At 59.7% G+C, this 12,662-nt stretch carries 12 protein-coding genes and 1 riboswitch; of the genes, 9 read left to right on the top strand and 3 right to left on the bottom strand.

Features of this window, described 5'->3' with window-relative positions; genetic code table 11:
* Positions 1–250 precede the first annotated feature (250 nt).
* From DM08_RS00270 to DM08_RS00235, 8 genes are all read left to right on the top strand, one after another.
* On the top strand, positions 251–1,339 hold the full coding sequence (locus tag DM08_RS00270) for a pilus assembly protein PilM (RefSeq protein ID WP_081908700.1): 1,089 nt from the start codon (positions 251–253) through the stop codon (positions 1,337–1,339).
* Positions 1,336–1,920 carry a PilN domain-containing protein gene (locus DM08_RS00265; protein ID WP_035382579.1) on the top strand — a complete coding sequence of 195 codons (585 nt, stop codon included), beginning with the start codon at positions 1,336–1,338 and terminating at the stop codon, positions 1,918–1,920. The genes DM08_RS00270 and DM08_RS00265 overlap by 4 nt, the downstream gene beginning before the upstream one ends.
* Positions 1,917–2,546 carry a type IV pilus inner membrane component PilO gene (locus DM08_RS00260; protein WP_035382577.1) on the top strand — a complete coding sequence of 210 codons (630 nt, stop codon included), beginning with the start codon at positions 1,917–1,919 and terminating at the stop codon, positions 2,544–2,546. The genes DM08_RS00265 and DM08_RS00260 overlap by 4 nt, the downstream gene beginning before the upstream one ends.
* Positions 2,543–3,049: a pilus assembly protein PilP gene (locus tag DM08_RS00255; RefSeq protein ID WP_035382575.1), complete on the top strand. Its 507-nt coding sequence runs from the start codon at positions 2,543–2,545 to the stop codon at positions 3,047–3,049. Before DM08_RS00260 ends, DM08_RS00255 begins: the two co-directional genes overlap by 4 nt.
* A gap of 13 nt (positions 3,050–3,062) precedes the next feature.
* Entirely contained in the window at positions 3,063–5,171 is a 2,109-nt protein-coding gene (gene pilQ, locus DM08_RS00250; protein ID WP_035382573.1) for a type IV pilus secretin PilQ, read from the top strand.
* Between the two features lie 93 nt (positions 5,172–5,264).
* Positions 5,265–5,840 (top strand): shikimate kinase, encoded by a 576-nt coding sequence (locus DM08_RS00245; RefSeq protein ID WP_051937681.1) that lies wholly within the window; start codon positions 5,265–5,267, stop codon positions 5,838–5,840.
* The gene (gene aroB, locus DM08_RS00240) at positions 5,828–6,907 is read left to right on the top strand and encodes a 3-dehydroquinate synthase (protein ID WP_035382571.1); all 1,080 of its coding nucleotides are present in this window, start codon (positions 5,828–5,830) and stop codon (positions 6,905–6,907) included. The genes DM08_RS00245 and aroB overlap by 13 nt, the downstream gene beginning before the upstream one ends.
* Complete coding sequence (locus tag DM08_RS00235) at positions 6,900–8,027, top strand: deoxyguanosinetriphosphate triphosphohydrolase (protein WP_035382569.1); 1,128 nt, start codon at positions 6,900–6,902, stop codon at positions 8,025–8,027. The genes aroB and DM08_RS00235 overlap by 8 nt, the downstream gene beginning before the upstream one ends.
* Positions 8,028–8,091: 64 nt before the next feature.
* On the opposite strand, the gene DM08_RS00230 is transcribed toward DM08_RS00235, so the two are convergent.
* From DM08_RS00230 to DM08_RS00220, 3 genes are read right to left on the bottom strand one after another with little or no spacing between them, the layout of a single operon-like run.
* Positions 8,092–9,558: an ammonium transporter gene (locus tag DM08_RS00230; protein ID WP_035382565.1), complete on the bottom strand. Its 1,467-nt coding sequence runs from the start codon at positions 9,556–9,558 to the stop codon at positions 8,092–8,094.
* 10 nt (positions 9,559–9,568) lie between these two features.
* Positions 9,569–9,907: a P-II family nitrogen regulator gene (gene glnK, locus DM08_RS00225; RefSeq protein ID WP_035382563.1), complete on the bottom strand. Its 339-nt coding sequence runs from the start codon at positions 9,905–9,907 to the stop codon at positions 9,569–9,571.
* 44 nt (positions 9,908–9,951) lie between these two features.
* On the bottom strand, positions 9,952–10,755 hold the full coding sequence (locus DM08_RS00220) for a TorF family putative porin (protein WP_035382561.1): 804 nt from the start codon (positions 10,753–10,755) through the stop codon (positions 9,952–9,954).
* 697 nt (positions 10,756–11,452) lie between these two features.
* A riboswitch (guanidine-I (ykkC/yxkD leader) is annotated at positions 11,453–11,561 on the top strand.
* A 57-nt stretch (positions 11,562–11,618) separates the two neighbouring features.
* On the opposite strand from DM08_RS00220, the gene DM08_RS00215 reads away from it, so the two are divergent.
* Positions 11,619–12,605: an ABC transporter substrate-binding protein gene (locus tag DM08_RS00215; protein WP_035382559.1), complete on the top strand. Its 987-nt coding sequence runs from the start codon at positions 11,619–11,621 to the stop codon at positions 12,603–12,605.
* The last annotated feature ends 57 nt before the right edge of the window (positions 12,606–12,662 follow it).

The raw sequence follows: 12,662 nt of genomic DNA, 5'->3' as shown, positions 1-12,662 counted from the left end.
GGGCAACAAGAGCGGGGTAGAACCACCAGCGTGAAGTCATGGCGCACAGTCATCAGGAATGGACTGCGTCGGATTATATCGACTAAGCCGCCTCAAGATACGGAAATACACGCCGATACGTTCTTCGTGATGCCGGGATGATGTACGTTAATCGCACAGAAAATCGAATAAAGTCCGAATGCTATATTTACACACCTAAAGGAAGTTGTTAGGATGCCCCGCACAATTACAATCCGTTGCCCCTTGGCCCATGTTTAACGGAAAAATCGACTTTAAGCCAAGTTTCCTGAATGACCGCTCACGCCCGCTGATGGGGGTGGATATCGGCTCGTCTGCCATCAAACTGGTCGAACTGAGCAAGAGCGGCAACACCTATCAACTGGAGCACTACGCCATCGAACCCCTGCCAAGGGAGGCCATCGTGGATGGTGCCATCAACGATCTCGATGCGGTGTCGGCCAGTTTGGCGCGGGTATGGAACCGTCTCGGCACGCACACCCGCAACGTCTGCATGGCCTTGCCTGCTTCGGCAGTCATCACCCGCCGCATCCTGCTACCCGCCGGACTGGATGAGGAGGTCATGGAGCTGCAGATCGAAGCCGAGGCCAGTCAATACATCCCTTTCGCCATGGACGAGGTCAATCTGGATTTTCAGGTGCTCGGCCCGGCTCCCGGCAACGCCGACGAGATCGTGGTCTTCCTGGCCGCGTCACGCAAAGCCAATGTCGAAGACCGCGTGGCCGCAGCGCAATCAGCCGGGTTGAAAGCGACCATCATCGATGTCGAGTCGTTCGCCGAACAAGTGGCATTCAACCTGATCTCCGCTTCCCCCGGCAGCGAAGGTTCCCTCACCGCCCTGGTGGATATGGGGGCCCATGCCACCAACGTCAGCGTATTCAAGGACGGTGAGTCGGTCTACTCGCGCGACCAGCAGATCGGCGGAGAGTTGCTCAGCCGGCAGATACAGACCCTCTTCGAGCTTTCTCCCGAAGAGGCCGAGATCGCCAAACGAAAAGGCGGACTGCCCGAAAACTACATCACCGAAGTCCTCGAACCGTTCCGCGAGAACGTCGCCATGGAGGTGATGCGCGCCCTGCAGTTCTTCTACAGCTCGTCCCCCTACAACGACATCGGCCAGCTGATCCTGGCCGGGGGAAGCGCGAGCGTCGAAGGTTTGGCCGCAGCCATAGGCAAGCAGACCGGCATCGCCACCGAACTGGCCAACCCCTTCGCCCGCATGAGCTTGTCGAAACGCATCAACCAGCGCCAGTTGCAGGTGGATGCGCCCTCTCTGCTGGTCGCCTGCGGGCTGGCGCTACGGAGGTTCGATCCATCATGATCCGCATCAATCTCCTGCCACACCGTGCGGAAAAGCGGCGTGCCCGCCAGAATGAGTTCATCGCTCTGAGCGCGCTGGCCGCGTTGTCGGGCCTGGTGATCGTTGGCATCATCCATCTGGCGATAGGCACCAGGATCGATTACCAGGAACGGCGCAATAACTACCTCAAGCAAGAGATCGCCGTACTCGATGCGCAAATTGCCGACATCCGGCAGTTGCGCGAACAAAGCAACTCGCTGATGGCACGCAAGACCGTGGTCGAAGACCTGCAAAGTACCCGCGCCGACGTGGTACATCTGCTCGACCAGATGTTGCGGCTGCTGCCCGAAGGGGTGTATATCAAATCCCTGAAACAAACGGGAAAGCAGATCAGCCTGGCAGGCTATGCCCAGTCCAATGGCCGGGTCTCCACGCTGATGCGCTCCATCGAAGACTCGCCCTGGCTGGATTCACCGGTGCTGGTCGACATCCACGCTTCCGTGAACAACAATGTCCGGACCAATGAGTTCTCGCTGAACTTCAACCTGACCCATGCAGAGTCCGGCAAGGTCACTGACGACAAACGCCGAGGGCAGCCATGAAATTGCTCGACGAATTGAAAGCGGTCAATCCCAAGACCCCCGGCGAATGGCCGCAGTCGGTCAAACTGTTCTCGCTGAGCCTGATCTTCCTGCTGGTAATCGTTCTCGGCGCATTGCTCGACTGGCAAAGCCAATGGGATACCTTGAGCGCCTACCAAGCTGAGGAAACTACGCTCAAGAGCGTGTTCCTGGAAAAGAAAGGGCAGGCCATCAATCTTGACCTCCTCAAGAAGCAGATGCAGGCGACCGAGCAGTCGTTCGGGGCCTTGCTCAAACAACTCCCGAACAAATCAGAGATGGATGCCCTGCTGACCGACATCAATCAGGCCGGCCTGGGACGCGGCCTGCAGTTCGAACTGTTCCGGCCCGCGCCCGAAGTGATCACCGGCGTGTTCGCCGAACAGCCCATCGCCATACGCGTCACTGGGAGTTACGACGACATCGGCCATTTCTCCAGCGACCTTGCGCAGCTCTCGCGCATCGTCACGCTCAACGACATCGCCATCAGCCAGAACAGCTCCGGCGTGCTGGGGATGGATGCCACAGCGAAGACCTATCGCTATCTGGACGATGCCGAAGTCGCCGCACAGAAGAAAGCCGCCAAGGCTGCGGGAGGGGCAAAATGAAGTGGCTGGCCCCGTTGTTCGCGCTTCTGCTAACCGCGTGTGCAGGCGACGAGTTTCCCGACCTCAGGGATTTCGTGGAGAAGTCGAGCGAGGGTATGCGCGGCAAGGTCAGCCCGCCTCCCGAGGCCAAGCCCTACCAGGCGTTCAGCTACGACAACACGGACAACCTGCCCGATCCGTTCAAGCCACGCAAGGCAGGACTCAGGCCGGGCGAGCATCCCGGCCTGAACGAGCCGGATCTGAACCGACACCATGAGATGCTGGAAGAATATCCGCTGGAGAGCCTGAAGATGGTCGGCTATTTCCAGATGGGCAAGACCGGCTATGCGGTGGTACGCGCGCCGGACGGACGCATACACCACGTCCATGCAGGCAATTACATGGGCCAGAACTACGGCAAGATCGTCTCGGTAAGCGAGGTCGAGATCCTGGTCCGGGAAGTGGTACAGGACAGTGGCGGCGATTGGTCTGAACGTCAGAGCGCGCTGCAACTGGTGGAATGAACGGGAGTTCGATATGAGATTGTTCGACAAGATAAAGACACGGCTCGCGCAGTGCGCGATGTCCGCACTGCTGCTGGGCACCGCCAACGCCTTTGCCGCAGACTGGCAGAACGGCCTGCAAGCCATCGCCACCGATGCAGCCGACCCCGGCATACTGGTCGTCAAGGTCAGCCTGAGCAAGACCCCTGCCCGTCTCCCCGAAAGTTTCAGCGTCGACGGTCCCTCCCGCATCATCGTCGATTTCATGGGAACGGCTAATCAGCTTGCCAACCCGGAACTATCGATGAGCCAAGGTGATTTGCGTAACGTCGAGGTCGTTCAGGGCGAGGACCGTACCCGCCTCATCCTCAATCTCAACCGTGCGCTCCCCTACAGCACCAAGCTGGTGGGTAACGACTACCTGATCTCCTTACAGACTTCGGCTCCGACCGCCAGCAGCAATTCGCGCTTCATGCCCGAGAGCGCCTCTGCCGGCCAGCGTCACAGCTTGCGCAACATCGATTTCCGCCGTGGCAAGAATGGCGAGGGCCGCATCCAGGTCGATCTGTCCGATGTGAACATCGGCATCGACGTGCGCCGTCAAGGGCGCAACCTGCTGATCGACTTCGGCAAGACCCAGTTGCCGACCAACCTCCAGAACACCTTGGACGTGGTCGATTTCGGCACGCCGGTGCAAAAGATAGACACCTACACGCAGGGCGATGGCGCACACATGCTGATCGAACCCAAGGGCCAGTGGGAATATGCCAGCTATCAGACCGATGACCGTTTCGTGGTCGAGATCAAGCCCGTGGTGGAAGATCCCAACAAACTGGCCAGAGCGGGCGCCTACAGCGGCGAGAAGCTATCCCTGAACTTCCAGAACATCACGGTACGCGAGGCACTCAACGTCATCGCCGACTTTACCAATATGAACATCGTGATCAGCGACTCGGTGACCGGCAACCTGACGCTGCGCCTGAAAGAGGTGCCATGGGATCAGGCACTGGACATCATCATGCAGAGTCGTGGGCTGGACATGCGCCGTCACGGCAATGTGGTCCAGATCGCCCCGCGCGAAGAACTGGCCGCCAAAGAGAAGCTGGCACTCACCGCCAAGCAGGAGATCTCCGACCTGGAATCGGTACACACCGAGAGCTTCCAGCTGAACTACCAACAAGCCGATGCCGTAGCCGGCATCCTGTCGAATGACAAGCAGCGCATCCTGTCCAAGCGCGGCAGCGCGGTGGTCGATGCCCGCACCAACACCATCTTCGTGCAGGACACCGCCGCGCAACTGGAGTCCGTACGCAGCCTCATCAAGCAGATTGACGTACCGGTACGGCAAGTGATGATCGAGGCACGCATCATCGAGGCCTCGAACAAGTTTGGCCGCAACCTCGGCGCACGCTTGGGTTACGGCTCGACCGACATCATCGGCGGCGGCAACGTGCGCGGCAACATCGGTGCCAATCAGGTCATCGCACCGGCGGGGGTGATCAACCCGATCAACGGCGTGGCAGGCGGCACGTTCACGGCCAACGCCAACACGCCCAACGTCAACCTGCCGGTAGCGAACGCAGCGGGCACGTTCTCCATGCTGCTGTTCAACAAGGGGCTGAGCAAGCTGCTCTCGCTGGAGATCACCGCCTCCGAAACCGATGGCAAGGGACGCATCATCTCTAGCCCGCGTGTGGTGACCGCCGACCAGAAGGAAGCGATCATCGAACAGGGCACCGAGATCCCGTACCAGACCATCTCCGCTGTCGGTGCCCCTCCGACCATCGCCTTCAAGAAAGCCGCGCTGCAGCTCAAGGTGAAGCCGCAGATCACCCCGGACGAGAACGTCATCATGAACGTCACCATCAACAAGGACACGGTCGGCACCTTGTACGTGCAGGGCGTACCTACCGTGGACACCAACAAGGTGGAGACCCAAGTTCTGGTGGAGAACGGCGGCACGGTGATGATAGGCGGCGTGCATACCCAGACCGACATCACCACCATCAACAAGGTGCCGCTGCTGGGCGATGTGCCGGTGCTCGGCCATCTGTTCAAGAACACCAAACGGCAGGACGACAAGGGCGAGCTGTTGATCTTCCTGTCCCCCAAGGTGCTCAAGGATAGCCTGAACCTGCGCTGACCCGTACTTGTCGCCCGACTCCACAGAAGCCCGCATACTGTTTGCGGGCTTTTTGTTTCTCGGCGCGGGTGCTTTTCGTTACAATTCGCCCCCATGCGATCAGAAACCACACCTCACCCCAAGCGCACGTCCGGCAATGTCGTTCTGGTCGGCATGATGGGCGCAGGCAAGACCACCGTCGGCAAGTGTCTAGCGCGCCAGCTGGGCAAGACTTTCATCGATAGCGATGACGAGATCCAGCGCCGCACCGGCGTTTCCATCCCGCATATCTTCGAGGTCGAAGGCGAGGAAGGCTTCCGCCGCCGCGAGAGCGGCGTCATCCATGACTTGATGCAACGCAACGACATCATCCTGGCCACTGGCGGTGGTGCCGTGATCCGCCCCGAGAACCGGGGCGAGATACGCGAGAACGGAGTGGTCGTCTATCTGAAAGGCTCGCTCCACGAACTCTGGCAGCGCACCCGCCACGACCGCAACCGCCCCCTGCTGCAAACCGCTGACCCGCGCGCAAAATTGCAGGAACTGCTGAGCCAGCGCGACCCGCTCTACACCGAAGTCGCCGACCTGATCGTCCTCACCGGCAAGCAAGGCGTGCAGACGCTGGTCTCCGAACTGATCAAGAAACTGGGGCTATCGCCCCTCAACGGAAGCGAACCATGCAAACCCTGACCGTCGGCCTGGCCGAACGCTCCTATCCCATCCATATCGGCCGTGGTCTGTTGAGTCGTGCCGAACTGCTGCTGCCGCACCTGCCCAAGAAGCGCTGCGCCATCGTCACCAATACCACCGTCGCGCCGCTGTATCTGGCGCAGGTGCAGGGGCTGCTGGAAGCCAACGGCGTGAGCGTGCTGCCGGTGATCCTGCCCGACGGCGAGGAATACAAGACCGCCGAGACGCTGAACCTGATCTATGACGCGCTGCTGACCCACCGCTGCGAGCGCAGTACGCCGCTGATCGCGCTGGGCGGCGGGGTCATCGGCGACATGACCGGCTACGCCGCCGCCACCTATCTGCGCGGCGTGCCCTTCATCCAGATTCCGACCACGCTGCTATCGCAAGTCGATTCCTCGGTCGGCGGCAAGACCGGCATCAACCACCCGCTGGGCAAGAACATGATAGGCGCGTTCTACCAGCCCAAGGCCGTGATCGCCGACACCGACACGCTCAACACCCTGCCGGACGAGGAACTCTCCGCTGGGCTGGCCGAAGTCATCAAATACGGCCTGATCCGCGACTTGCCGTTTCTGGAGTGGCTGGAGGCCAACATGGAAGCGCTGCTGGCGCGTGACCCGGCGGCATTGCAGGAAGCCATCGCGCGCAGTTGCCAGAACAAGGCCGAGGTGGTGGCCGCCGACGAACGCGAATCCGGCGAGCGCGCCCTGCTCAATCTCGGCCACACCTTCGGCCACGCCATCGAGAACGGCTGCGGCTACGGCGTGTGGCTGCACGGCGCGGCGGTGGCGGCGGGCACGATGATGGCGGCTGACCTGTCGCAGCGGCTGGGCTGGATCAGCGCCGCCGACGTGGCGCGCACCCGCGCCCTGTTCGAGCGCGCCCGCCTGCCGCTCGTCCCGCCCAAGCTGGGCGTGGCGCAGTATCTGGATCTGATGGGGCTGGACAAGAAAGTCGAGGGCGGCAAGATCCGCTTCGTGCTGCTCAAATCCATAGGCCGCGCCGTAGTGTCGGAAGCACCGTCCGAGCTATTGCGCCAGACGCTGGAAGCCGTCCATGGCTGAGCTTGCGCCTTACGCCGTTTCTGCCGCCAACTCGCGCGGACGGCGTATCGCTGAAACCGCGCCGGAAGGGCGCAGCGAGTTCCAGCGCGACCGCGACCGCATCATCCATTCCAACGCCTTCCGCCGGCTGGAATACAAGACTCAGGTGTTCGTAAACCACGAGGGGGACCTGTTCCGCACCCGGCTCACCCACAGCATCGAAGTGGCCCAGATCGGCCGCTCGATGGCGCGTCGGCTGCGTCTGAACGAAGACCTCACCGAGGCGCTGGCGCTGGCGCACGATCTTGGCCACACGCCGTTCGGCCATGCCGGGCAGGAGGCGCTGAACGAGTGCATGGCGAACTACGGCGGCTTCGAGCACAACCTGCAATCGCTGCGGGTGGTGGACGTGCTGGAAGAGCGCTATGCCGAATTCGACGGTCTGAACCTGTGCTTCGAGACCCGCGAGGGCATCCTAAAGCATTGCTCGCTGGACAACGCCCGCCAGCTGGGCGAAGTTGCTGGGCGATTCCTGGCTGATCGCCGCCCCACGCTGGAAGCGCAGATCGCCAACCTGGCCGACGAAGTGGCCTACAACAACCATGATGTGGACGACGGCCTGCGCTCCGGCCTCATCACGCTGGAGCAACTCGCCACCGTGCGCCTGTTCGCGCGGCATCTGGACGAAGTACGCCGGGCCCATCCGCAGCTAGTCGAGCGCCGGGTGGTGCACGAGACCATCCGCCGCATGATCAACACCCTGGTCACCGATCTGATGCAGGAGACCGAACGTGCCATCGCCGCCTGCCAGCCCGGTTCGCTGGAAGAGGTACGACTCGCGCCGTCTCTGGTGGGTTTCAGTGCCGAAGTGCGCGAGATGAACCGCGAACTGAAGCGCTTCCTGCACTCCAACCTGTACCGCCATTACCGCGTGATGCGCATGAGCGCCAAGGCGCGCCGCATCGTCACCGACCTGTTCGCCGCCTTCATGGAAGACCCGCGATTACTGCCGCCGCAATACGCCCACCAGGCCGAGGCGGACCGCGCCCGCGCCGTGGCCGACTACATTGCCGGAATGACCGACCGCTATGCCATCCGCGAACATCGGCGCATCTTTGCGGTAGAAGAGATCCAGGTCTAGCCGGATCGAACGGACGATAAAAAGGGCGCTCAAGGCGCCCTTTTTATCGTTGCAGCAGACGGGTTTAGTGATCGTAAGCCCGCTCACCGTGGGTCGAAGTATCCAGACCCTCGCGCTCAGCTTCGTCGCTGACACGCAGACCGATGGTCATGTCGATCAGCTTGAACAACACGAAGCTGACGATGCCGGACCACAGGATGGTGGTGCCCACGCCCCAGGCCTGGCTGGTCACTTGCGCCGGGATCGAGTACTCACCGACCTTGCCAGCTGCGTAGTCGAACACGCCAGTGCCGCCCAGGCTAGGTGCTGCCAGTACGCCGGTGCCCAGTGCGCCGAGGATACCGCCCACGCCGTGCACGCCGAACACATCCAGCGAGTCATCCGCGCCCAGTATCTTCTTCAGGCCAGTGACACCCCAGAAGCACAGTACGCCAGCCAGCAAGCCGAGGACGATGGCGCCCATCGGGCCGATGAAGCCACAAGCCGGTGTAACCGCTACCAAGCCAGCCACGCAACCGGAAGCCACGCCCAACAAGCTGGGCTTGCCGCGCAACAGCCATTCCGCCGCCATCCAGGACAAGGCCGCTGCGGCAGTCGCCACGGTGGTGTTGACCATCGCCAGCACTGCAGTGCCAGTGGCTTCCAGGTTGGAACCGGCGTTGAAACCGAACCAGCCCACCCACAGCATGGAAGCGCCGATCATGGTCATGGTCAGGCTGTGCGGAGCCATCTTCTCCTTGCCGAAGCCGATGCGCTTGCCCACCACGAACGCACCGACCAGAGCCGCCATCGCCGCGTTGATGTGCACCACGGTACCGCCAGCGAAGTCCAGCGCGCCCTTGCCGAAGATGAAGCCAGCCGGGTCAGCGTAGGCCGAAGGACCGCCCCAGAACCAGACCATGTGCGCCATCGGCAGGTAAGAGAAGGTGAACCACAGCACGGCGAACACCAGCAGTGCGGAGAACTTGATACGTTCGACGAAGCCGCCGACGATCAGCGCCACGGTGATGGCAGCGAAGGTCAACTGGAACACCATGAACAGCAGTTCCGGGATCACTACGCCCTTGCTGAAGGTCTCCACCACCGAGTCAGGCGTGATGCCTGCCAGGAAGGCTTTGGACAATCCACCGAAGAACGCATTCATCGACCCGCCCGCGCTGAACGCCACGCTATAGCCGTAGGTGACCCACAGCAGTGCGATCACGCAGAAAATCACGAACACTTGTGTCAGTACCGACAGCATGTTCTTGCTGCGCACCAGGCCACCGTAGAACAGGGCCAAGCCGGGCAGGCTCATGAAGATAACCAGCACGGTGGAGATCAACATCCACGAGGTGTCGCCCTTGTTGGGCACGGGTGCCGGAGCGGCTTCCGCCACGGCAGAAGCTGCAGCAGCGACATCCGCCGCCGGAGTCGCAGCGACGACCGCCGAAACGGCTTCCGCTGCACTGGCAGCATCGGCAGCATGGGCGGCGACAGCAAACCCGCCCAGTGATGCCAACAAAGTAAATACAGCCAAGAATTTCTTCATCTCGTTCTCCTTACAGGGCTTCAGGACCGGTTTCGCCGGTACGGATACGGATCACTTGCTCGACCTCTTGCACAAAGATCTTGCCGTCGCCGATCTTGCCGGTCTTGGCGGACTTCTCGATCGCCTCGATCACCTGATCCAGCAATTCGCTCGCCACTGCGGCTTCCAGCTTGATCTTGGGCAGAAAGTCCACCACGTACTCGGCACCGCGATACAGCTCGGTGTGCCCCTTTTGCCGCCCGAAGCCTTTGACTTCGGTGACGGTGATGCCCTGCACGCCGATGGCGGACAACGCTTCACGTACCTCGTCCAGCTTGAACGGTTTGATGATTGCTGTGACCATTTTCATCGCATTCTCCTTGGTATGGGGGGCGGCGAACCGCCCCCGATTCATTACAGTGCGTGAGTTAGCGAAGCTGCCACTACGCCTTTACCCCAGTTGCCACCAACAGTTGTCGGGTAAGTGTAAAACGGTGTGGCGTTAGTACTGGTGTAAGCCAGACCGAACACGTAGCCACCGAAGTCCTTGGTTACGCCAAACTTGTAGTCAGTGTAAGTTGGGCTGTTCGCGAATGCGGCAGCCGTCGCACCCTTGTAGGTTTGCTTGCCGACGTGAGCAACTACGGTGATGCCGGTGTCTGCAACAGGAACCGTCGCAGTCAAATCCAAATAATTGGTACCTGCTGCACCTGGAACGGTCAGGAATTGGCCCAGACCATAGGAGTACTTGGCACTGATCCACTTGTAGCCGACCGCACCGTAAATTTCATCGGTATCAGCTTTGGCGAAACCGGCTGCGGGCGTGTATTTGCCCAGATAGTTGTAGCGAACGAAGCCTACATCATAAGAAAAATCTTCAGCGAAGGTGTTCTTGAAGCCAGCATAGGTGTCCAGCTCCATGCCTACGCTGCCGGCTGCAACTGCGCCGCTGTCAGCGATCCAGCTTACATTGGAACCCCATACACCTGCGTACAAGCCGCTGGCATGTGCGTAGTCAAAACCACCTTGAATGGCAGGATTGTGAGAGGTTTGTGCAATGCCACGGTACACATAATCAGAAACAATTCCAACGTTTCCGGTAACAGTATGTGGGGAAGCTGCCGCATCGGCAGCTGCAGGTGCATCCTCAGCCATTGCCAAAGTTGGAACGGCCAGAGCGGCGAGTACCAAAGTGTTCAGCAGTTTCTTGTTCAGCATGATGTTTCCTTTCGGTAGTTGAGATAACGGCAAACGATTTCCGCAGGCCGTATAAAGCAGAAGCCGTGCCAGAGAATTATTCCCATTAAAAAACATATTGTTGAGATCATACCCTTGGCTAGACAGGAAGATCAGGCCCAAAAATGGACAGGTAAGATATCAACGATGCACCATTTGAGGGCATGCAGACGACTCCGGCACAAGCTTCAATGAATAAGGTTGCAACGTGCCCTGACAAGGGGCAGCAGGGGCAGCTCAGATACAGGTCAACTGGATTCATGGTACGAATCGCCTATCGGCTGAACCAATCCCTTATGCTCGAATGGCAGGCAGACCGATGGCATTACGTCTTTGCATCATTGCTGCAAATGGCACCGCCCCATCCATCTTGAGCAACTATATGCTGGCGGAATGAGGACCTCTTGAGCAAGTGATAGAGCATTCGTGCTGAATATAACCGGTCAGTGAGTAATCCAACGACCAGTGCTGATGTGCCGGTCGAGTCTCACATTCGTTTTTATGGTTACTCTTGGGGCGCAACCCGCGTTTATGGGCACGATCTCAGTGCATGCGCAAGCAACCCGCTTGTTGCGATACAATTTTTTCGCATTACTTTCATATGGTTATGAATTCACACTCAGCTGGCATACGCATTGCTTATATCAGCAGCGAGAAGGGCAGATTACCTGCCACTGTCATCAATGGAAACTAGGGTTCCGGCTCCGGCAATATAGGAGCGTCAGGTCCGAGAGTTTTCGGCTCCGTCACATGACGGGGCTCCACGGAGGGATAAAAGCCCGGGAGGAAGCGGTCTGGAATCGCTGAGCCCTCTCGAACTTTTTAACTCGCCAAGGAGTCCGGTCATGCAAGCAAAACATCTTATCGGTCGCACATTAGCGGCACTGTCTTTATCCATCGGTCTTGCAACCCTTTCTGCGCCCGCGCGTGCAGATGTCAGTGTCGGCTATAGCGACTGGCCCGGCTGGGTCGCTTGGCAGGTCGCCATCGACAAAGGCTGGCTCAAGGAGGCCGGCATCAAGGCCAAGTTCGAATGGTTCGACTACTCTGCCTCCATGGAAGCCTTTGCCGCCGGCAAGGTGGACGCGGTACTGATGACCAATGGTGATGCGCTGGTGACTGGCTCGGCCGGTGGCAAGAGCGTGATCATCATGCCGACCGACTATTCCAACGGCAACGACATGATCATCGCCAAGCCCGGCATCAAATCGCTCAAGGAGCTCAAGGGTAAGAAAGTTGCGGTCGAGTCTGGCCTGGTCGAACACTTGCTGCTGCTGAACGGCCTGAAGAAGGCAGGGATGAAAGAGTCCGATGTGATCCTGGTGAATGCCAAGACCAACGAGATGCCGCAAGTGCTGGCCTCCGGGGATATCTCGGCGGTCGGTGCATGGCAGCCTATCGCAGGGCAGGCGATGAAAGGTGTGCCCGGATCGCGTCCGGTGCTGACCTCGGCCGATGAGCCTGGTCTGATCTACGACGTGCTGGCAGTCAATCCAGCCAGCGCTAAAAAGAACAAAGCGGAATGGCTGAAGTTGATGAAGGTCTGGGATCGCGTGGTGGCTTACATCACCGACCCCAAGACCCAGCCTGATGCAGTCAAGATCATGGCAGCACGTTCTGGTGTCTCCCCGCAGGAATATTTGCCCTATCTGAAAGGCACCAAGCTGCTCAGCCTGGCTGAAGGCAAGAAGGTGTTTGCCAAAGCAGCGGGGTTCAAATCCATCTACGGTTCCACCAAGGTGGCAGATGACTTCAATGTGGCGAACGGTGTCTATGGCGCTGCACAGAGTGTGGACAGCTATATCGATGCTTCTTTCATCAATGCCAATTGAGGTTTGAACGTCATCGGGTAGGTACGGAGCAGAGATGAGCACATTTCCAAAATTACT

The sequence above is a fragment of the Ferriphaselus sp. R-1 genome (genome assembly GCF_000746095.1).
In the GTDB taxonomy this organism is placed as follows: Bacteria; Pseudomonadota; Gammaproteobacteria; order Burkholderiales; family Gallionellaceae; genus Ferriphaselus.
This window is presented reverse-complemented; position numbering and strand designations above follow the sequence as displayed.